This window comes from Candidatus Arsenophonus phytopathogenicus, assembly GCF_056113345.1.
This window is the reverse complement of the sequence record NZ_JBUIOB010000017.1, coordinates 1,154,876-1,176,292: the sequence shown is the minus strand read 5'-3', so window position 1 is coordinate 1,176,292 and position 21,417 is coordinate 1,154,876. Positions and strand designations below refer to the sequence as shown.

21 protein-coding genes, 1 tRNA gene and 4 pseudogenes are annotated in these 21,417 nt (G+C 36.1%); 20 read left to right on the top strand and 6 right to left on the bottom strand.

Annotation, left to right across the window (positions count from 1 at the left end; genetic code table 11):
• Positions 1-3: 3 nt before the first annotated feature.
• Entirely contained in the window at positions 4-360 is a 357-nt protein-coding gene (gene folB, locus AC01GB_RS09645) for a bifunctional dihydroneopterin aldolase/7,8-dihydroneopterin epimerase (protein ID WP_474451660.1), read from the bottom strand.
• A 367-nt stretch (positions 361-727) separates the two neighbouring features.
• On the opposite strand from folB, the gene plsY reads away from it, so the two are divergent.
• On the top strand, positions 728-1,384 hold the full coding sequence (gene plsY, locus AC01GB_RS09640) for a glycerol-3-phosphate 1-O-acyltransferase PlsY (protein WP_474451659.1): 657 nt from the start codon (positions 728-730) through the stop codon (positions 1,382-1,384).
• Between the two features lie 29 nt (positions 1,385-1,413).
• On the opposite strand, the gene tsaD is transcribed toward plsY, so the two are convergent.
• Positions 1,414-2,454 carry a tRNA (adenosine(37)-N6)-threonylcarbamoyltransferase complex transferase subunit TsaD gene (gene tsaD, locus AC01GB_RS09635; protein WP_474451658.1) on the bottom strand — a complete coding sequence of 347 codons (1,041 nt, stop codon included), beginning with the start codon at positions 2,452-2,454 and terminating at the stop codon, positions 1,414-1,416.
• Positions 2,455-2,776: 322 nt separating this feature from the next.
• Between tsaD and rpsU the strand changes: the two genes are divergently transcribed.
• The 3 genes from rpsU to rpoD all read left to right on the top strand — a co-directional run bounded on the left by rpsU (position 2,777) and on the right by rpoD (position 6,879).
• On the top strand, positions 2,777-2,992 hold the full coding sequence (gene rpsU / locus AC01GB_RS09630) for a 30S ribosomal protein S21 (RefSeq protein ID WP_026821546.1): 216 nt from the start codon (positions 2,777-2,779) through the stop codon (positions 2,990-2,992).
• 112 nt (positions 2,993-3,104) lie between these two features.
• On the top strand, positions 3,105-4,847 hold the full coding sequence (gene dnaG / locus AC01GB_RS09625) for a DNA primase (RefSeq protein WP_474452374.1): 1,743 nt from the start codon (positions 3,105-3,107) through the stop codon (positions 4,845-4,847).
• 184 nt (positions 4,848-5,031) lie between these two features.
• A complete protein-coding gene (gene rpoD, locus AC01GB_RS09620) occupies positions 5,032-6,879 on the top strand; it encodes an RNA polymerase sigma factor RpoD (RefSeq protein ID WP_474451657.1) in 1,848 nt (615 codons plus the stop codon).
• Positions 6,880-7,197: 318 nt separating this feature from the next.
• Here rpoD and AC01GB_RS09615 read toward each other — a convergent pair.
• Positions 7,198-7,273 (bottom strand) — tRNA-Ile (locus AC01GB_RS09615).
• A gap of 612 nt (positions 7,274-7,885) precedes the next feature.
• On the opposite strand from AC01GB_RS09615, the gene AC01GB_RS09610 reads away from it, so the two are divergent.
• The 6 genes and pseudogenes from AC01GB_RS09610 to AC01GB_RS09585 all read left to right on the top strand — a co-directional run.
• The gene (locus tag AC01GB_RS09610) at positions 7,886-8,158 is read left to right on the top strand and encodes a hypothetical protein (RefSeq protein WP_474451656.1); all 273 of its coding nucleotides are present in this window, start codon (positions 7,886-7,888) and stop codon (positions 8,156-8,158) included.
• Positions 8,136-8,654, top strand: coding sequence for a pentapeptide repeat-containing protein (locus tag AC01GB_RS09605; protein WP_474451654.1), 519 nt, complete (start codon positions 8,136-8,138; stop codon positions 8,652-8,654). The genes AC01GB_RS09610 and AC01GB_RS09605 overlap by 23 nt, the downstream gene beginning before the upstream one ends.
• An 11-nt stretch (positions 8,655-8,665) precedes the next feature.
• Positions 8,666-9,181, top strand: coding sequence for a pentapeptide repeat-containing protein (locus AC01GB_RS09600; protein ID WP_474451653.1), 516 nt, complete (start codon positions 8,666-8,668; stop codon positions 9,179-9,181).
• Positions 9,171-9,335: a pentapeptide repeat-containing protein gene (locus AC01GB_RS09595; RefSeq protein WP_474452373.1), complete on the top strand. Its 165-nt coding sequence runs from the start codon at positions 9,171-9,173 to the stop codon at positions 9,333-9,335. Before AC01GB_RS09600 ends, AC01GB_RS09595 begins: the two co-directional genes overlap by 11 nt.
• Positions 9,336-9,374: 39 nt before the next feature.
• Positions 9,375-9,602 carry a hypothetical protein gene (locus tag AC01GB_RS09590; RefSeq protein ID WP_474451652.1) on the top strand — a complete coding sequence of 76 codons (228 nt, stop codon included), beginning with the start codon at positions 9,375-9,377 and terminating at the stop codon, positions 9,600-9,602.
• 160 nt (positions 9,603-9,762) lie between these two features.
• A pseudogene (locus tag AC01GB_RS09585) lies at positions 9,763-9,861 on the top strand (pentapeptide repeat-containing protein); the annotation flags it as partial.
• Positions 9,862-10,272: 411 nt separating this feature from the next.
• On the opposite strand, the gene AC01GB_RS09580 reads toward AC01GB_RS09585, so the two are convergent.
• From AC01GB_RS09580 to AC01GB_RS09570, 3 genes are all read right to left on the bottom strand, one after another.
• Positions 10,273-10,638 carry an acetyltransferase domain-containing protein gene (locus tag AC01GB_RS09580; protein ID WP_474451651.1) on the bottom strand — a complete coding sequence of 122 codons (366 nt, stop codon included), beginning with the start codon at positions 10,636-10,638 and terminating at the stop codon, positions 10,273-10,275.
• A gap of 126 nt (positions 10,639-10,764) precedes the next feature.
• The gene (locus tag AC01GB_RS09575) at positions 10,765-11,112 is read right to left on the bottom strand and encodes a heparan-alpha-glucosaminide N-acetyltransferase domain-containing protein (protein ID WP_474451649.1); all 348 of its coding nucleotides are present in this window, start codon (positions 11,110-11,112) and stop codon (positions 10,765-10,767) included.
• A gap of 87 nt (positions 11,113-11,199) precedes the next feature.
• Complete coding sequence (locus AC01GB_RS09570) at positions 11,200-11,367, bottom strand: hypothetical protein (RefSeq protein ID WP_474451648.1); 168 nt, start codon at positions 11,365-11,367, stop codon at positions 11,200-11,202.
• A 962-nt stretch (positions 11,368-12,329) separates the two neighbouring features.
• Between AC01GB_RS09570 and fruB the strand changes: the two genes are divergently transcribed.
• The 10 genes and pseudogenes from fruB (at position 12,330) to AC01GB_RS09520 (ending at position 21,241) form a co-directional block, all read left to right on the top strand.
• The gene (gene fruB / locus AC01GB_RS09565; RefSeq protein ID WP_474451647.1) at positions 12,330-13,466 is read left to right on the top strand and encodes a fused PTS fructose transporter subunit IIA/HPr protein; all 1,137 of its coding nucleotides are present in this window, start codon (positions 12,330-12,332) and stop codon (positions 13,464-13,466) included.
• A pseudogene (gene fruK, locus AC01GB_RS09560) lies at positions 13,463-14,403 on the top strand (1-phosphofructokinase). Before fruB ends, fruK begins: the two are co-directional and overlap by 4 nt.
• A gap of 11 nt (positions 14,404-14,414) precedes the next feature.
• Positions 14,415-16,070: pseudogene (fruA, locus tag AC01GB_RS09555) on the top strand (PTS fructose transporter subunit IIBC).
• 418 nt (positions 16,071-16,488) lie between these two features.
• A complete protein-coding gene (locus AC01GB_RS09550; protein WP_474451645.1) occupies positions 16,489-17,031 on the top strand; it encodes a DedA family protein in 543 nt (180 codons plus the stop codon).
• Between the two features lie 333 nt (positions 17,032-17,364).
• Positions 17,365-18,026: pseudogene (locus tag AC01GB_RS09545) on the top strand (magnesium transporter); the annotation flags it as partial.
• A 417-nt stretch (positions 18,027-18,443) separates the two neighbouring features.
• Entirely contained in the window at positions 18,444-18,905 is a 462-nt protein-coding gene (locus AC01GB_RS09540; RefSeq protein WP_474451644.1) for an MFS transporter, read from the top strand.
• Positions 18,884-19,483: an MFS transporter gene (locus AC01GB_RS09535; protein ID WP_474451643.1), complete on the top strand. Its 600-nt coding sequence runs from the start codon at positions 18,884-18,886 to the stop codon at positions 19,481-19,483. The genes AC01GB_RS09540 and AC01GB_RS09535 overlap by 22 nt, the downstream gene beginning before the upstream one ends.
• Before the next feature lie 628 nt (positions 19,484-20,111).
• Positions 20,112-20,375 (top strand): hypothetical protein, encoded by a 264-nt coding sequence (locus AC01GB_RS09530; protein ID WP_474451641.1) that lies wholly within the window; start codon positions 20,112-20,114, stop codon positions 20,373-20,375.
• 29 nt (positions 20,376-20,404) lie between these two features.
• Entirely contained in the window at positions 20,405-20,923 is a 519-nt protein-coding gene (locus AC01GB_RS09525; RefSeq protein ID WP_474451639.1) for a hypothetical protein, read from the top strand.
• 3 nt (positions 20,924-20,926) lie between these two features.
• The gene (locus AC01GB_RS09520; RefSeq protein ID WP_474451638.1) at positions 20,927-21,241 is read left to right on the top strand and encodes a hypothetical protein; all 315 of its coding nucleotides are present in this window, start codon (positions 20,927-20,929) and stop codon (positions 21,239-21,241) included.
• Positions 21,242-21,417 lie beyond the last annotated feature (176 nt).

Sequence of the window (21,417 nt, the reverse complement as noted above, 5' to 3'; positions counted from 1 at the left end):
AACCTAAACAGATTTTGTCCGCTCTATAATCACAGCAACCTGTTTAGCCTGCGCCACCGCACCTGGCTTACAAACTTTAACGCGGACCCAACAACTATTGAACTGATTTAAAATGATATCAGCAATCTCCTGCGCAACCCGTTCTATCAATGCAAATTTTTGTGTTTCTATATGATTAATTACCACTTGGCTAACCTGCGCATAATCTAAACAATTTTCCACTTGATCACTTTTGGCTGCCTGCTGATTATCCCATCCCATCTCAATATCGAGCAACAATTTCTGTTGGATCGTTTGTTCCCAATCATAAGAACCAATGGTTGTGAATACTGATAACTGTTCAATAAATATAATGTCCATTTAACCTTCTCTAATTTTTTAATTGCGATAAATAATCGCTTTCCAGATACTTCTCTATTATCATTGACAAAAATGGCCAAATGATCACACATTTTAGTAAAATTTGCGGCAATAATAGGAGATTAACGACTATCATGCTGGCAGATTTTGCCCAAAAAACCAAAAAGTTGAAAAATAATTCACTATAACTAAAAAATAAATTTAGCAAAGATATTCCTTAGTTTTACTAAAAACTATACTGTATATTTTATTAATGATCTGATATCCCTATGATCTTTAAAACACGGCATGCAAATAATACTTCGATAAAATACATGTATTATTAATACGTTAAGTTAAAAAGGTCTTGATTATTTGGAGTAATAATATGAGTGCAATCGCACTTGGCATGATTATCTTCGCTTATCTCTGTGGTTCAATCTCCAGCGCCGACTTGATCTGCCGATTGATAGGTCTTCCTGATCCCAGACGCCATGGTTCCGAGAATCCTGGTGCAACCAACGTGTTACGCATTGGTGGAAAAGCGGCTGCTTTAGCCGTGCTCATTTGCGACATCCTAAAAGGGATGATCCCAGTATGGCTAGCCTATTATTTAAATATTCCTCCTTTTTACCTTGGAATTATTGCCATTGCCGCCTGTTTGGGCCATATTTACCCCATTTTCTTTCGTTTTAAAGGTGGAAAAGGCGTTGCTACTGCTTTTGGATCAATTGTTGCCATTGGCTGGGGGTTATCTGGCGTTGTCGCAGGTACCTGGCTACTGACTGTACTACTCAGTGGATATTCATCATTAGGAGCTATTGTCACTGCTCTATTAGCTCCCTTCTATGTTTGGTGGTTTAAACCGGAATTCACCTTCCCGGTTGCGATGCTTTCATGTCTCATACTCTTTCGCCATCATGATAACATTCAGCATCTGTGGAGAGGCCAAGAAAGCCGTATATGGCAAAAAATGAAGAAAAAAAGCGAAAAAACAAATAAAGAACTGATTCAAGCCACTAAAAAGCAAGAAAAAAATGATTAACTACTGATTACTGTGTTAATTTTTAGACTTTAAGTCGATTTATGCACAGTTGTTGTTGCTAACGGTGATAAATCTGCTAGTGGCCAACGTGCTTTCACGGTGATATCCAGGCTATTACTTACGCCATTTTTTAAACGGATCATGCCGACCAGCGCTATCATTGCGCCATTATCAGTACAAAATTCTGGTCGAGCATAAAAAACCTGGCCGCCAATTTTTGTTATCGATTCTGCCATTTTTAGCCGTAAGGTACGATTTGCGCTTACACCACCTGCTATAACCAAACGCTTAGAACCCGTTTGTCCTAAAGCACGTTTACATTTGATCACTAATGTATCCACAACAGCATCTTCAAATGCCCGAGCAATATCAGCAGCGGTTTGTTGATCCATACTATTATTACGAATGGTATTGGCAGCAAAAGTTTTTAACCCTGAGAAACTAAAATCCAGTCCCGGGCGGTCTGTCATCGGACGAGGAAATACAAAACGGCCAGCCTGTCCCTGCCCTGCCATCAATGAGAGTGCTGGTCCGCCCGGATAATCCAAACCTAATAATTTTGCTGTCTTATCAAAAGCTTCACCCGCAGCATCATCAATTGATTCGCCTAATAACTGATATTGACCAATCGCTATTACATTAATTAACTGAGTATGCCCACCAGAGACCAATAATGCTACAAAAGGGAATTCAGGACTATTTTCTTCCAACATTAGCGCCAGTAGATGCCCTTCCATGTGATGAATAGGAATAGCCGGCACTCGCCAAGCAAATGCTAATGAACGCCCGATTGTTGCTCCCACCAATAAAGCACCGATCAAACCAGGACCCGTGGTATAAGCAACCGCATCAATATCACCAGCAGTTGAATCCGCTTGTTGTAGTGCCGCTTTAATTAAAGGAATTGTTTTACGAATATGATCGCGAGAAGCTAATTCAGGCACCACTCCGCCATAATCGGCATGCAATTTTACCTGGCTATATAATTGATTGGCTAATAAACCTAATTGATCATCATAAATCGCGATACCCGTTTCATCGCAAGATGTTTCTATACCTAAAACACGCATATATTACTCACCACCTTCGCTAATAGCTCAAGTTTATCACTATTTATGTAAAAAAGGTGCAACTTCTCAGCAAATAAATAACTGTCTATCTGAATTAAATCGGTTATAATTAATATAAATAATTTGTAGGGCTTATTCATCATCATCTAGACTATGCCAACTATTTTGTTATTAAAAATAAATAATTGGGTGATTTTGTGCGTTTCCTTTTTATACAGCACTTTACAAAGCCCTACACATTGAAGTAAAATTCCGCACCATTTTAAAGACAGCTGGCTATGATATTGCTAGCAAAAAGCGATTTTTTTGAGGTGAAAGGCACATGCCGGTAATTAAAGTACGTGAAAACGAGCCATTTGACGTAGCACTACGTCGTTTTAAGCGTTCTTGCGAAAAAGCAGGAATATTAGCTGAAGTGCGCCGTCGTGAGTTCTATGAGAAACCAACGACTGTACGTAAACGTGAAAAAGCATCAGCAGTAAAGCGCCACGCTAAAAAATTGGCTCGCGAGAACGCACGTCGTACTCGTTTGTACTAATTGATACGGTTCAACAATCGTAACAATTCGACAGCAGTGATTAAGTGATTACAAGAAGGCCGTGCTTTCTAACAGGAAGCACGGCTTGTTATCTTTCATCAATGAAGAGTTTATGGCTGGACGAATCCCGCGTACATTTATCAATGATTTATTGGCCAGAACCGATATCGTCGATCTTATTGATACAAAAGTGCCGCTAAAAAAGCAAGGCAAAAACCATCACGCGTGTTGTCCATTTCATAATGAAAAAACGCCCTCATTTACAGTTAATGGCGATAAACAATTTTATCACTGTTTTGGCTGTGGCGCTCATGGTAATGCCATTGATTTTTTGATGAACTATGACAAGCTTGATTTTGTCGAAACGATTGAAGAACTGGCTACCATGCACGGACTGGAAATTCCTTATGAAACCGGCAATAGTTCAAACCAAATAGAGCGGCATCAGCGACAAAATCTTTATCAATTAATGGATGAAATTAATCAATTTTATCAACATTTATTGAATAAATTAGACTCACAGAGTGCAAAACAATATTTAATACAGCGCGGCTTAAGTGATGAAGTTATTTATCGCTTTTCTATCGGTTTTGCCCCAAGCGGCTGGGACAACCTACTCAAGCATTTCGCTAAACACGCTGATAGCCATAAACAGCTAGATGCTGCTGGTATGTTAGTTACCAATAATAATGGCCGCACTTACGATCGCTTTCGTGAACGTATAATGTTTCCAATCCGAGATCGTAGAGGGCGTGTTGTGGCATTTGGTGGCCGCGTTTTAGATGACACATTACCAAAATATCTCAATTCACCAGAAACTGAGATTTTTCATAAAGGCCGTAAATTATACGGCTTATATGAAGCAACACAAAATAATCTGGCACTTTCTAAACTATTAGTTGTCGAAGGTTATATGGATGTTGTCGCTCTGGCGCAATTTGGTATTAATTATGCCGTAGCGTCATTAGGTACATCAACCACGGCAGAGCATATCCAGTTACTTTTTCGGACAACAGATACGGTTATTTGTTGTTATGATGGGGATAAAGCAGGTCGCGAAGCCGCATGGCGAACGCTTGAAACGGCACTTCCCTATTTGAGTGATGGCCGCCAACTACAATTTATGTTTTTACCTGATGGCGAGGATCCTGATTCACTAATACGTAAAGAAGGTAAAACAAATTTTGAACAACGGATGGATAAATCCCACTCTTTGTCTACATTTTTGTTTGATACATTGGTTGCACAAGTTGATTTAAGCAGTCATGAAGGTAAAGCAAAATTCAATCGTCTTGCTTTCCCTTTAATTAAAAAAGTGCCTGGTGATACTTTACAGTTATATTTGGCACAAGAATTAGGTAATTTTATTGGTATTCCTGATACTTCGCGTATTTTTGCCATGATCGAAAAAGGATCGACGGAAAAAACAAATTATCAGAGACCAAAAATTAAACCGACAACAATGCGAATATTGATCGCATTATTGGTACAAAATCCAAATTTTGTCAGCCTAATTCCTACTCTTGATGGAATTAAGCACTCACAATTACCAGGATTAGCGCTGTTTTTAGAGTTAGTTGAACTTTGTCAATCTCATCCTGACATAAATACTGGTCAATTATTGGAATGCTATCGTAATAATAAATTTGTTAAACAACTTGAAAAACTGGCAACTTGGAACGATATAGAGATAGAAGAGATAGCGGAAAAAATGTTCAAGGATGCGTTGGAGCATTTATTTATTACCGCGCTTGATGAAAGGTTCGCATTTCTGATGGCAAAAGAGCGAACAGAAGGCTTAACCAGTGAAGAACGTGAAGAAGTTCGTTTGATTACTGTTGCAAGAATAAAATAGTAATCTTGAAAAAGTAAAAAACATCTGGCTTAAGTGCCGTATAACGTAGGGCAAGCGCCTATAAGTTGCCATGATGTAAAGGGCATGGCACATAAAATAATTAAATTCCCTTTCATTTTATTGTTGGCTGACTTGTTTTCGCCGACCAACACCAACCCAAATTATGAAGTGTGGATACCGTCTTATGGAGCAAAACCCGCAGTCACAGCTGAAGCTACTAGTTACCAAAGGTAAAGAGCAAGGCTACCTGACCTATGCTGAGGTCAACGACCATCTGCCGGAAGATATCGTCGATTCAGATCAGATCGAAGATATCATCCAAATGATTAATGATATGGGCATTCAAGTGATGGAAGAAGCGCCTGATGCCGACGATCTTATTCTGGCAGAAACCGCCACTGATACTGACGATGATGCTGTTGAGGCTGCTGCCCAGGTATTGTCCAGTGTTGAAAGTGAAATAGGCCGCACAACAGATCCTGTGCGGATGTATATGCGTGAAATGGGCACCGTAGAACTACTGACCCGTGAAGGTGAAATTAATATCGCTAAACGCATCGAAGATGGCATTAATCAGGTTCAGTGTTCTGTTGCTGAATATCCTGAGGCTATCGCTTATCTATTAGACCAATACGAACGTGTTGAAAAAAGTGAAACCCGCCTATCTGATATTATTACCGGCTTCGTTGATCCAAACGCTGAAGAGGATTTAGCACCGACAGCAACACATATCGGTTCAGTATTACCGGAAGAAGCCTTAAATGATGACGAAGATAAAGATAAAGACGAAGACGACGATAGTGACGACAGTGATGAAAACAATGTCGATCCAGAACTCGCTCGACAGAAATTTTCAGAACTTCGTGAGCAATATGAACGTACGTCCATTGAAATCCAAAAAAGTGGCCGTAACCATGCTAACTCAGTAGCAGAAATCGAGCAGTTGTCCGAGATTTTCAAACAGTTCCGTTTAGTACCAAAACAGTTTGATTATTTAGTGAACAATATGCGTGATATGATGGAACGTGTTCGTTCTCAAGAGCGTCTCATCATGAAACTCTGTATTGAACAATGCAAAATGCCAAAGAAAAACTTCATTACCCTATTCTCAGGTAATGAAACCAATGGTAATTGGTTAGCTGCTGCAAAAGCAATGAATAAACCCTGGTCTGAAAAATTAGTTGAAGTCGAAGAAGAGATACAACGCTCGTTGCAAAAACTACAACAAATTGAAGAAGAGACTGGTTTAACCATTGAACAGGTTAAAGATATTAACCGCCGTATGTCTATTGGTGAAGCAAAAGCGCGTCGAGCGAAAAAAGAGATGGTTGAAGCTAACTTACGGTTAGTTATCTCTATTGCTAAAAAATATACCAATCGTGGCCTTCAATTCCTTGATCTGATCCAGGAAGGTAACATTGGTCTAATGAAAGCGGTTGATAAATTTGAATATCGTCGTGGCTATAAGTTTTCAACTTATGCAACCTGGTGGATCCGACAGGCGATCACCCGTTCAATTGCTGATCAGGCGCGCACAATCCGTATTCCAGTGCACATGATCGAAACGATCAACAAGCTGAACCGCATTTCTCGCCAAATGTTACAGGAAATGGGACGTGAACCCTCACCTGAAGAATTGGCAGAACGCATGTTAATGCCTGAGGATAAAATCCGTAAAGTACTAAAAATTGCCAAAGAGCCTATTTCGATGGAAACACCTATTGGCGATGATGAAGATTCACATCTTGGTGATTTCATTGAAGATACTACCCTAGAGTTACCGTTAGACTCTGCTACCTCGGAAAGTCTAAGATCAGCTACCCACGAAGTTCTAGCTGGCTTAACGACCCGTGAAGCAAAAGTTCTGCGCATGCGCTTTGGTGTTGATATGAATACGGATCACACGCTAGAGGAAGTGGGTAAACAGTTTGATGTTACTCGCGAGCGGATCCGACAAATAGAAGCAAAAGCGTTACGTAAACTGCGCCATCCAAGTCGTTCAGAAGTATTACGTAGTTTCCTGGATGAATAACGCTTATTGATCTTTAGCGTAATAAAAAGCACCTCTAGATAGGTGCTTTTTATTGATAGTTATGTTAACTCAGCAGATCATTAGTAAAAGTTTTAGCCTCTGTAATTAGATAACATTGTAAAAACGCTAACAAAATGTTGCCTAAACACCCTCGATTCAATTTCCAATCTGATATTTAGTTATCATCAATATTAATTATTGCCAGTTATAGAGCAGAAATGGTTGTTTTAATTGCACTGATGTCGTCAATAATTGTCGCCACCACTAGCTGCTGACCTTTAGTGGTAAATCCGTTGCCTACAAAGACAAGCTAAAATTTGGTGGCCCCTGCTGGATTTGAACCAGCGACCAAGCGATTATGAGTCGCCTGCTCTAACCACTGAGCCAAGGGGCCTAAGTGGGATGCATTATACGTGCTGTTTTAGTGCGGGTCTAGTCTTCATAAATCATACGCTTGTTTTATAAACAAAATCAGTAAAATTAATGATTCTGCTGTGTGTAATTTATTTATTAACTATTTCAGTTTAAATTCATGGCCAATAACTGAACAAAAATAACTTATTGATAAATTTGCATTCAAAAGTTAACAGCCAAGTTATGGATGAAATATAAACTACTCATTAGGAAATCTGCAAAAGTCTATTGATAGGGTTTAAGTATTGATAATAGGTTATGAGCATAATTGATGTTGAATAACATCAAGAAAATAAATATGAATATTAAAAAGCTTATACGCCTTATCTTATAAGAAATAACAATCTGGATAAAATAAATAATCTAATTAATATAAATTATTGTATGGTATTATTATGTTGAATTTAAAGAAAACATTAGAAAAATTATATAGTATAAATTCGATATATCTGATTATATATCAATACTAATAACATATTCAGTAATATTAATATATATCTATTGTTGTAATACCATTAATCAAAAATAAGCCAATTGCGTTTATTTTAAATTTAATACTATTAGGGAAATAGGAAGTATAGCATATATAAATATGGATACCAATCGTTGTTCAATGTTTACTAATTACGCAATAAATATTAACCCGATAGAAGGAAAAAAATTAGCGACGTCACCGAAAGGCTTACTTGAACATATTATAAACTTTTTTACCCTAGGCGGGGTGGAAAGAAAATTATCTAAACAATACGATAATTTCATGCAAACAATGACCACCGCACTAGAAGAAAAAATTGCCAATTCAAATTGTTATCATATTCCTAAAGAACTCAAATTTAATTTTGATGGTTTGCACGGTAGCTATTAAACCCTCTGAATATTATTCAGACAAACTATCTGTTACCGTTGAAGGACAGACAGGAGAGAGTTTTACTTCAGATATTGATGTAAAAGGATTTAAAAATACCGCCACGTTAATGTTATTAAATAACAGGATTGATCCAAACATATTTATAAAGGAAGGAAAGATTCATTTATTAAATACCGATCTATCTGCCAGAATTTTAGAAGGAATTGATTTAAGCGGGGCATATTTTCCAAATGTAAATCTAAACGGAACAGACTTATCCGGCGCAAATCTGCAAAACACAAATATTATAAATACAACATTTGATAATGCAAAATTAGATTCAACATTGTTAGAAAGAGCCTCTATAGCTGGCGCTAATTTTGATCACGCAACACTTACTCGCGTAAACATGGTCGATACAACCATTCAAAACACGACATTCAATCATGCAGTATTAGACTCAGCATTGTTAGTAAGAGCTACCATAGCGGGCACTAATCTGGATAACGATTAATTAAGGCTGACTTGAGTAATGCAAAACTGGCCAGATTAAGACTACCTAACGGAGAAATTAAAGCCACTACATTAAAAAATGCATGTCTAGATTCAGCATCGTTAAATAACGCGACTTTAGATTCAATTGATTCACAAGGAGCATCATTTTGTAAAGCCTATTTAAATCAATCGTATATCTTTCATTCTAAATTTAACAATGCAAATTTCGATTATACGTCATTGAACGAAGTAAACATAAAACGCAGTACTTTTCAAAAAGCAATATTTACTGAAGCCAATTTAAGCCAATCAAACATAAGACTGTCTAATTTATCTGACACAAATATGCAGGATGCAAAATTAAATGACACCGATTTTCTCGGTTCAGCTTTTACCTTAGCCAATATGAGCAGAACTGATCTAACAAAGGCAAAAATGTTTTTTGTAAATATGACTGGAGCGGCGCTAAATAACGCAAATCTATATCAAGCAGATTTAAACAATACGACTCTAAAAAACCAGTCTAAAAGAGGCTATTCTAATTGAAGCAAAGCTTAATAATGCAGATCTTGTAGCCGCTGTTCTGGAAAAAGCAAACCTATCAGAAGCAGTACTTGACAATGCCGATTTAAGTTTTGCTGATTTATATCAAGCTACCTTAAAAAGTGTTAGTTTAAAAAATACATGTTTAACTGGATGATCTATATTAAAAGAAACAAATATCGCTGACGCTAATTTAATGCAAGCAGATTTTACTCCGGGCATTTCATTACAAGGAATTGTTGTTCCTAAAGAAAAATTAACAGAAGCAAAGTTAGCGGCAGCTATTTTTTTACAAAAAATAAATATTAACGAACTAAAGATCACCGAAGAAAATATAACAGCTACCTTGTCACAAAAAACAGATGCCGTGGCAGGATATTTAGCAGCGGCTATCTTATTAATAAAAGAAATAACATTGATTTAAATAACATAACGCTCACTAATGCAAGTCTCATTAAAGCAAAATCAGCAGACACTGCTTTATTACAAACAAATATCACTAAAAGCAGCCTAGAAAATGCGATCTTATTACAAAAAACAAATCTTTCTGCTGCAATTTTAATCAACGCTAACTTAGAAAAGCAGATTTCACTGATGCAGATTTAACCCAAGCTAACTGTCAAAAAGCTAAATTCAGTAAAGCAAATTTAGCAGGAACAAATTTTGCTGAAGCAACCCTATAGGATACAAAGTTTTCTAAAAATGATACAAAAAGAGAATTTCTGGCAGACATTAATATAGCTACCAAAAAGATTGAAGAGAAAGCAAAAAAATAAAAAACAAGTTCAATAAACTACTCCATTGAAAACAGGTAAATCTTATGGTTATAAAACACAATATATTCGCAATCATTAAATAAAATTACTGCTAACTTTTTTATGGTAACTCAAAATTGGCAGGCAAACGGCTACGCCCTATTATTACGCTTAGTGATACCTATCAATAAACAAAAAAGCCCACATCAAGTGGGCTAAATGATAAACAGAAGATTTAACTCATCACAGATGGAGAATTCTGTAGGTAATTATTTTAACTAGAATCAATTCTCGCCATCCAGTTCCGTCCCATCACACTAGGTAATTTTGCCAAATAATTTATAGATACTTTAGCCAAATTAAATCCTTGCGGCGCGTCTTAAACTGGCTAAACAGCTTCACAAACGGATAAAAAAGTATCGCTAATATGATGGTCACTAACCAGATCATAGCAACATGATCAAAACCAAAATACTCACCTTGATTTGTTCCCCAAATAGCCACCGCGATCAAATAGAGAAATTTCAATACATAAAGATGCAAAATATAAAAAAACATCGGTACTGAACCATAGGTTGCTAAGGGTTTTAACCATGGTAAATTTTGTTTTATCTCAAGTAACCGAAGCAGTAGTAAGCCAATACCCAGCGTCAACATAATGAATAATAAAGAGGTCGGATATTTGGTAATATTCAAAAAACTCATCACGGTATCCAGCCAAGAGCCCGCTAATATCGATGGTTTATCACCATAGATATTAATTATTCTTAAACAAATAAAACCAACTAACAGGCCAACACCTCAGCAATTTAGTTTCTTTAATCGCTGTTGCTAATTACAACTTTCTGTAAACCATGAACCAGCCAAATAACCAAATATAATTAAATCAATCCATGGTAGTATTGGATAAGATGTACGCGCTTTGATACTGTCAGTAATCTCAATCCATCCTCTATCATGCAGTATTGCCCAAGGAATATGCATAAAATGATCGGTTGGGAAATGCAATGTATCTAATAGATTATGACCCGCAATCAATAAAACCGTCAGTACTACCAGCAGCCATCTTGGTAACCAAAATAAAATTGCTAAGGCAATCATCGAAAACCCAATCGCCCATATAACCTGCAGAAAAATTTTTGCCGGCGGTAATTGAAAAGTCCAAGCAAAATTGATCAACGTGAGCTCAAGGATGATAAGAAATAACCCGCGTTTAAATAAAAATTGACTAGTGGCTAACTGGGAATATGTTTTTTTACTTCCATATCAATAAGCCGATAAACCGGTCAAAAAAATAAAAACCGGCGCACAAAGATGAGCAGTAAATCGACTAAAAAAAAGATCAGCCGGTGTTTCACCCGCTATCATTGGATCAGGGACCTGCATATGAAGGAAAAATATTTCTCGCACATGATCTAATAACATTAAAAGCATGACAATGCCTCTTACATGCATCGATCGATAATAATCGATTACTAACGTTGGACGGGCGAGTTATAGCGCAATTCATAGTAATGAAAACTCCCTGTGTGGCCTAGTTAAAATAAAAAATGCTTCATTAGTGATAAATAGCAAAATATTAATGTTATAATATAACATTATACTATCGGGTTAATTAATAAAAAACAATAACTATGTATCCCTGCACCAATAACAATTAATAATGCTGTCGCATCATTGTTTTTTTATTTAACTAAAAATAAACATTTTTATCACTTTTAATTAAAATGTAAAAATAATTAGTTAATAACATTAAGAAAAAATATTTACCAATTTATCACCTAATTAAACATTATATTTTACATATATTTAATTAATTATTAAAATTAGCCAAATTATCTTACTATTTAGTCTTCAACAAAAAAATAACTAAATGTCCAGACTACTATTTGATATTACACAGAAAAATATTGCTATATGCCGATTAAAGCAAAAATAAATACAAATAATTATCAACATTATTTTAATTTTAATTTTAATTTTAATTTTAATTTTAATTTTAATTTTAATTTTAATTTTAATTTTAATTTTAATTTTAATTAACAAAGTTGCATGATATTTCCCAAAATTAAAATATATATCACTAAAATTTAATTATTTTATTTTAATCTACTATTAAGATCACATTTTTATATCAATTAACTTACTTTCATTTTTTTATTTTGCCAACCTAGGCTTATATTTTTTCGCTTAGTAAATCAAAAAACATTTTATTCGTGAACAAACTCATAAAACAAAATTTACCATTAGATAAATATATCTGTTTTTATCTAAAGTTACATGCAAATTGAAACGATTCGGATTCGGCTTGCATAAAATAAAACCTAAAATAGCTTTTGTGGTTTGACTGTATAAAAACTGCAGCGTTTCACTCATTTATGTGAATAGGAGAAAACATGTTTGATGTGCCTAAAAAAGATATCCATTTAGCACAAATTGCCGATCATAAACAACATGCCATCGCACAAGTTGCCCAAGCATTGATCAATGCGGGTTACGTTACGCCAGATTATCTAATCGGTATGCAAAAAAGGGAAAATCAAGCGTCAACTTATTTAGGCAATGGTATTGCGATTCCTCATGGTACCGTAGAAACGCGCCATAATGTATTACAGACAGGTGTACAAGTATTTCAGTTTCCACAGGGCATAGATTGGGATAATGGCCACAAAGCTTATATTGTCATCGGCATCGCCGCTAAATCAGAGGAACATTTAACCTTATTACGACAACTGACACATATTCTAAGTGATGAAAATATTGCCAAGCGATTGGCAACCACGACATCAATAGACACAATATATAATATATTGCTTGCCCAAGAGTCAATTGATGACTTCATTTTCAACGCTTCCATGATCTCTTTAGATGTTGATACCGACCATATCATGACACTACAAGCGTTAAATATTAATCACTTACAGGATGCAAATGCCATCAATAATGATTTTATCGTTGATGTGATCACTAATCCACCGCTTTATTTAAGCCAAGGTATCTGGCTGAGTGATAGTAAAAAAGGTAATCTAAAAACAGCAATGGCCATTGCGCGCCCTAAAGAACCTTTATCTTATCAAGATCATCAACTTTGCCTACTTATCACGCTATCATGCAAAGATAATCTAGCTAATAATACTTTAAATCACCTGGCCAATTTATTGATTGATAAAAAAATAGCGAAATTGTTACAAGCACCAGATGCCGTACAAGTATTTAGCTTGCTGACGACTGAAACAAGCGAAGAAAAAGAGGCACTATCCGTGGAATTTACGTTAAACAATAAACATGGATTACATGCACACCCAAGTTCGCAATTAGTTAATACAATAAAAAAATTTAACAGCAAAGTCATTATTACTAATTTGGATGGGAGCGGAATTCCCGCCAATGGCCATAATATAATGAGTGTCATTAGATTAGTTGCACGTCAAAATCATCGTATCCAATTTAAGATCAGTGGCCCTGACGCCCAAGCAACCTTACATGCTATTGAACAGGTCATTAGCGCTAATATGGATGAGGAAATTGCATGAAAAGTAAGGTTGCTACCATTACATTAAATCCCACCTATGATTTAGTCGGTATGCTAGACAATATTGAAAAAGGTGCCGTCAACTTAGTTAAAACCCATGGATTATATCCAGCAGATAAAGGCATTAATGTTGCTAATACATTAAAAAATCTAAATATTAATGTCACTGTTGGTGGTTTTTTAGGGAAAGAAAATTTAACCGGTTTCCAACAGGATTTCAAGGAACGCGGGATCATAAATCGTTTTCATGTCATCGAAGGTAGAACTCGAATTAATGTCAAATTGACAGAAAAAAATAGTGTAGTCAGTGATTTTAATTTTTCCGGTTTTGAAGTCAACAAACAGGATTGGCAGCATTTTGCTCAAGATTCACTGAGCTGGTTAAGCCAATTCGATATGGTATGAGTAAGTGGTAGTTTACCCAAAGGTATCGATTTAGATAATTTTACTGACTGGATGAAACAGCTACGTGATTAATGTATGTGTGTCATATTTTATAGTAGCCGAGAAGCATTGATTGCTGGTTTAAAAGCCAATCCTTGATTGGTGAAACCAAATCGACATGAATTAGAAAGCTGGATTGGCCACCCCTTACCTAGCTATCAAGAAATTGCCAAAGCAGCACAGCAATTACGCACTCAATGCATTGCTCACCTTGTCATTTACTTAGGTGAAGAAGGGCAATGTGGGTCAACTCGTCCGGTGCCTGGTTAGCCACGCCACCGAAATGCCAGGTTGTTAGTACAGTTGGCGCAGGTGATGCCATGGTAGGCGGTTTAATCTATGGCTTAATGATGCAACAAACCAGTGAGCATACATTGCGTTTAGCAACCGCTATCAGTGCCATATCAGTCAACCAAGGCAATGTTAGGGGCATGGATCGGCAACAACTGACAAAAATGATGAACCGTGTTGAGCTGATCCCATTTCAAATATAAGGAATATCCTGATGAAAACAATTGCTATTATCCATTCACCCGAAATGCCACCAAGAACCTATCTTGCTAAGCAAATATTATGTCAGCAGATACAACAACAATCCTTAAAATTAACGGATAATATTGCAGAAGCTGAACTAATTATTGTTATTGGTGAAAATATATCTGATGAACGCCAATTAACTGGTAAAAAAGTTTTTTTTACTGATGAAGCACAGACAATATGTAAGTCAGAAAAAATTCTCTCTATAGCCAAAAAAGAAGCGATTATTGTGAACAAGGTCAATTTTAGCAACCCAGCGGCTGCAAAAAATTAGCGTGTTTTAACCGTGACTGCTTGTCCTACTGGAGTAGCTAATACTTTTATGGCAGCAGAAACCTTAGAAATTGAAGCTAAAAAGCGCGGCTGGCAAATCAAAGTAGAAACACGTGGTTCGGTAGGAACAGGCAATGAAATTAGCTCAGCAGAGATCAATGACGCCGATTTTATTATTGCTGCTACAGATATTGAAGTTGATTTAACGAAATTTGCCGGTAAACGTATTTATCACACCTCAACAAGTGCCACCTTAAAAAGAACAGCACAAGAAATGGATAATGCATTAACTAAAGCTGAATATTATCAACCTCACAAAGTAAAAAATAGCTCAGATAAATTAACTGAGAAAACCGCAACTCAAGGCGTCTATCGTCATCTACTTACTGGTGTTTCTTACATGTTACCCATGGTAGTAGCCGGTGGGCTTTGTATCGCTCTCTCTTTTATGTTTGGTTTAGATGCAGCCGAATAACCAGGCACATTAGCTGCTGCATTAATGCAAATTGGTAAACACGCTGCTTTATCCCTCATGGTACCGATTTTATCTGGTTATATAGCTTACTCGATTGCCGATAGAACTGGCTTAACGCCTGGATTAGTTGGTGGTATTGCCCGGTTTTTTGGCTGGCTATGTCGCCAAATTGCTCAATCAACACTTTCCATTACCTAAAAGTATGGCGTATCTAAAACCAATCTTAATCGTGCCATTGTTCGCCACATTAATAACTGGCTTAGTCATGATCTATATTATCGGTAATCCCGTTTCCTAGGTAATGACAGCTCTTACCGAATGGCTAACCAACATAGGTACAACTAATGCCGTGATCTTAGGTATTATTTTAGGTGCGATGATGTGTACAGATATGGGAGGCCAGTTAATAAAGCTTCTTATGCATTTGGTGTCGCGTTATTAAGTGCCCAAACTTATGGGCCTATGGCAGCCATTATGGCCGCGGGTATGGTGCCCCCTTTAGCCATGGGCCTTGCAACATTATTTGTTCGTCATAAATTTTAATCTAATGAACGTGAAGGCGGCAAAGCAGCGTTCATATTAGGTCTATGCTTTATTTCTGAAGGCTCTATTCCCTTTGCTGCTCGTGATCCGATGCGGGTATTACCTATCTGTATGCTCGGCGGGGCAATTACCGGTACATTATCGATGTATTTTCATGTAACACTAATGGCGCCGCATGGTGGGCTGTTTGTTATATTGATCCCTGGGGCGGTACAACCAATTATTGCTTATCTGTTAGCAATTATCAGTGGGACTTTAATCGGCGCAATATTATATGCGTACTTAAAAAGATCCGAAGTCGACGCTTCATTGAATAAAAAAATACTCAACTAATTATTTTGTCATTAACAAAAAATATATTGTTAATGACAAAAATAATCATTAATCGATATTCAAACTGAACGGAGAATATTGTAGTATCAATTTTACTTACTGGTTCAAGCTCTGTACTAATTTTAATGCCAAATGTCTTAAAATAAATTGATGTCTGACTGCTAACTAAATAGAGATCTCATGTATTTGATATTGATTGTCATTAGCAGCCAATTTACCATTCAACCAGCCACTCACTAACATATATACATGAGTTAAATCTTTATTTACTCATAAATCACTAAATTTAAATTCAGTAAAAATAATCCTATTCTATCAGCAATTAAATCATGTTGATTTACGCTAATATAGATAGATTATATTATTATAATATTTTCTTATTGCTGCCAAAAATAGCTAATTAAAGAGAAAAAATGCAATGAAAACAGAAGAATTCATGACATATCTAAATGCATTTTGGTCAGAGTTTAATTTACATCCAATATGGTTATTTACAATATTATTTAGCATCGCCATGAGCAAATCTACCGTTGTTTTATCTTCTTTTCTTCCACCGGCATCCGTTATGTTATTAACGGGTATTACTGCCAGTCTGCCAAAAATGAATATTAGTTTAGTTTGGTTGGCCATTACTTTAGGAGCAACCTCAGGTTCAATAATTTCCTACTATTTGGGTAATCAGATAACTACTAGAAAATTATTTAGTCGATTATTTAATCGCTATCAGTCAACTATTGATAATGCCCATAACAAGTTGCAAAACCAAGGAATGACGGTGTTATTTACCTCACGTTTTATTGCAGTATTAAGGTACATGATCCCATTAGTCGCCGGCATGTTATTAATGAATAGGACTAAAGTATACAGTATCTGTTTATTATCAGCAGCAATATGGGCAGCTGTATTTATTTTAATTGTTAAAGGCGCATTTACTATTATCGCACCAGAAACACTTATGTAAAATAAATGAAATGATTTAAGGTAGTAAAACAAAAAGTTAAGAATCTTTATAATATTTCGATTAAAAACCAGCTAATTTTTCTCCATTCATATTTCAAACAATCATATCTTTTACTTTATAATCAGATAAAAACAATATTTTCTTATTTTTCACGGTTAAAATTTAATTTTGTTAAATCTTAACTAAACAACTTTAAGAAAAAATTGTAATCAAGATAAGTAAATTTATAATCGCTGGCGTTCAACATTGTTGATTTGAAATACAATAAACGATTTCGTTATGGCGAGGCTACCTAACAAACAAAAGTTACTGCCGTACTTGCATGGCTGTGATTTTGATCTAGTACCAGTGTTAGATAAAGGATTATTAGTTGGTGCACTTAGCGAACGAGAAATTGATCGCAGATTGGAAGATGATGCAACCGAAGATGCTCAACTACAAGGTGGTAGTTTACCGTTAGATAAACCCTACCTTCAAATGACGCCTTTTGCTCTATGGAAAAAACGTAGTGTTTGGTTACTTTTACTGTTTATTGCGGGAGCTTATACCAGTACTGTCATTAAATCATTTGAAGATCAATTAGAGGCTGTAATTGCTTTAGCCTTCTTTATTCCACTATTGGTGGGAACAGCGGTACTCAGGTCACATCAACAATTGTACGTTCAATGGCAATTGGAGAGCTTTCAATTAATCACATATGGCAGATCTTGCGTAAAGAAATGTCAACTGCGGTACTAATCGCCATCACATTAGGAGCAGCTGGGATCCTGCGTGCTAGCTTTATGAATATCGGTTGGGATATTTGTATTGTTGTCAGTCTGTCACTAGTCTGTATTACTCTCTGGTCAGCAATTGTCTCCTCTGTTATTCCATTATTACTGAAAAGATGTGGTATTGATCCGGCGGTAGTTTCTGCACCATTTATCACAACACTTGTTGATGGTACTGGTCTGATTATTTACTTCGAAATTGCCAAAGTTGTCCTCAATATATAATAAACAACAGGCTCGGTTAGTTACCGAGCCTTTATTATTAAAATCTAAATATTTACCGATAAAAATTAGCGTAAAAATAACCTCCTGTTATTCCGTGGCTTATTCTAAAATTGTGATAGTTTTTTAAGATATCACTCTTCCATAATAGTTTAATGACATCGAAGTAAATTCCTATCTATTTTTTCATCAACATGCTGCTAATTAAAAACGTTTATACTGCAATGTTTTTACATTTTAATTTGCTAAATTGGTATCACTCTAATGAAATACCATTTAAAAATGAGCAAACCAGATAAAACCTAAATTAATGCTCAACAGCAAATAAAAAAGTTTGCTACTTCTCATCAACTCCGTTTGAATATCTATCTGAATTTTCCTGCATGCATGAAATAAAATTTTCAATTAAGGAAAATATTTATGAATAAAATTAACAGACAAAATCTAAAGTTCTTTACTTTTGGCTTAGCGCTACTCACCATGATGGGTATTTTAGGCGTTGATACTTATTTACCGTCTATTCCAGACATCGCAGCAGAATTTAATAAAAGTCTGTCATCAACCCAACTTTCAATTATGGTCTACACATTGGCAATCGGCTTAGGACAATTAACCTTTGGCCCGCTTTCCGATGCCATCGGTCGCCGCAAAATTATGTTAACTGGTGCGGCTATCTATGCAACCACCACCTTTATGTTAACACAAACAGATAATCTACCTGCTTTTCTTGTTATTCGTGTTATTCAAGGATTAAGTATTTCAATCACATTAGTCACCTCAGTCAGTGCGGTGCGTGATGTTTCGCGAGGTACAGTTGCCGCTCTCTGCTATATAGTATTATCATTACCATTGAAGGTTTTGTGCCTATTGCATCACCATTAATTGGTGGTTTCATCAATGATTTATGGGGGTGGCGTAGTATATTTGGCTTAATTTTTATCTACGCCCTGATCACGATTGTCTATGTTTTCTTTGCTTTTCCTGAAACATTAAAAGTAAAAAAACGGACAACTTTTTCCTGGCACAAAACCTGCAATATATATCAACATATTGCCTGCCAACCTAAATTCTATTTACCCTGTTTATCGCTCGGTTTATCTTTTTCATTAATTTATTGTTATGTTACTGCCGCACCTTTTATTTTTATGCTCAAATTTGGTGCAAGTGCCTCAATATTCGGTGTCTACTCTGCTATTATTGGCCTCTTCTTACTGGCCGGCGCATTTTTATCAAGTAAATTACTACGGAAATTTAGCGCCACAAAAATTTTATCCATTTGGCTAAGATCACTGCAAATATTGATAATTCTATTTATTCCAATATTTATCTACCAAAATAATACCATCACTTTTTTTGCATTCTTTGCCATCATTATGTTTACTGGTGGGTTATTTGAATCTCTATATACCTATTTAACAATGAGTAGCCAAAAAATAGTCTGGGAGCAACCTCAGCGTTAATGGGTTCAGCTTCTTTAGTTATTCCTTCTATAATCGGTGGGATAGGTAGTTTCTTAATTGAAATGAATTTATACCTATGGATGGTTTATATTTTAATTTTAGTGGCTAGCATGGCGTTAATGCTAACTAAACATAAGAAATTATAAATTTATGGCTCAGTTGAGTTTATCTTAACTGAGCAATTTGATTTTAAAATTCACCATGTGTTAGCTCGATCAATAACAAGATAAAAAACTTTTGCAAATAACACATTGATGCCAGCTGATTGTATCAACAGATAAAAACCACCATCATTGATCAACGATTAACATTATTTTATTTGCTAGTTTGCTGCTATATAGATTCGATTATAATAAAAGTTTTTTATGAAAGTATTTAGCCTTTATTTACTATATTTTCATATTTTAATTAAATAAAGAATCGTCATAATGCCATCCATAAACTCATTCCCTTCATCACCTCAATGGCTATTAACTACATCAGATCCTACCCAGCGCCAACAAGCCATCATTACTAATTGGTTACAATACGCCGTATTCGGTATGTCATCTGAAACATGGATGTTAAAACAGGTCAGTGATAACCGGAAGCCCGTATTTATTATCAACAACAGGTTATCAATCGCATCATGCCAACATTTATGCTGCAAACTGACGACCAGCAGCAACAGAAAACACTGGCCATTATGATGATAAATCAACCGGAATGGGGTTATCTGCATGCTGGCATGACATTACTAAATGAAAGTGGTGCTGAAATTAACAACATGAGTCTGGAAGATATCAGCAATAACGGTATGCTGCTAGCCGCGCTTTTGCAGGAACAACTTGTCCCGGCTGAATATAATCGATATTTCAAATTACCGGCCATGATCGGATCCATCACCAGCTAAACAGCGAAAATAGCTCACTAGCAACACCATTGGCAATGATGTCTGTTTATGACAGTTATTTTGATTATTTAAAACAATCTGGCCAAAATAATCCTTTTATCAAACTGATTACTTTGCTACAGAAATGGCAATCCCGGCCAGAGCTTGCCCGCCAACAATTAAAACAGCATGATATTGATGAAGGTTGGTTAAATGACTATTTGTATAAAAATCTAGAGGTTAAATATACCAATCGGCGAGGTGAGACACCATTATTACCCAATATCGATAATGTATTTAAAGATCAGAATCAACAAATTGCTCAGCTGACCGAACAGATAGAAAAGATCCTGCTACCTCAGTCCTTTAACTCACTTAGCAACGAAGAACAAATTTTTATTCAACAGTCTGATATTCAACTGATGGAGGTCAAATTTGATGCTACTGATAGTTTCAATAGTGTTCCGCTACCGCCATCTGCAAGACAAGGAATAAGGAATTCAGATGAATTTGTCACCCACGTACCTGAATCGATCGATATGCTAAAGTGTACATTTAACGGCAAATAACGGATGTATGCATTAACCACTAAACAAGGTATCGGCAATTATAAATTACATCGTGTCGACAATAATAAAAACGCCATTCTTGAGCTGTTTTATCATAATTGTAAAGCACGCGATGATGATTATAAATTAAAAACCTCTGTCATTTTGTGCTTAAAAACCGCCAATGATAAGCCAGACATGCTGATCGACAAGCTTATTAAGCGGCGGGGTGAAAAATTATGCGAAAAACTGCAACAGGTAGGTTATGAGGAAACAACCCGGCAAAAAGTGGAAGTTTTTATTTTAAGTCTGATTCCATTTTATACCATGATCACCTAGGCGAAAAAGGGCAATACTGACCAGGCTATTATGGCAGGCGCATTTGATCTGTTAGGTTTTTTTACCCTTTATTGGTAAAGGCGCGCAAGCTGGGGGCGGTTCAGTATAGCGATCGGAGAGGCTGCAATTAATGGCACACGAACCGCATTAAAGCAGGCGGCATTCAAGCAAACATT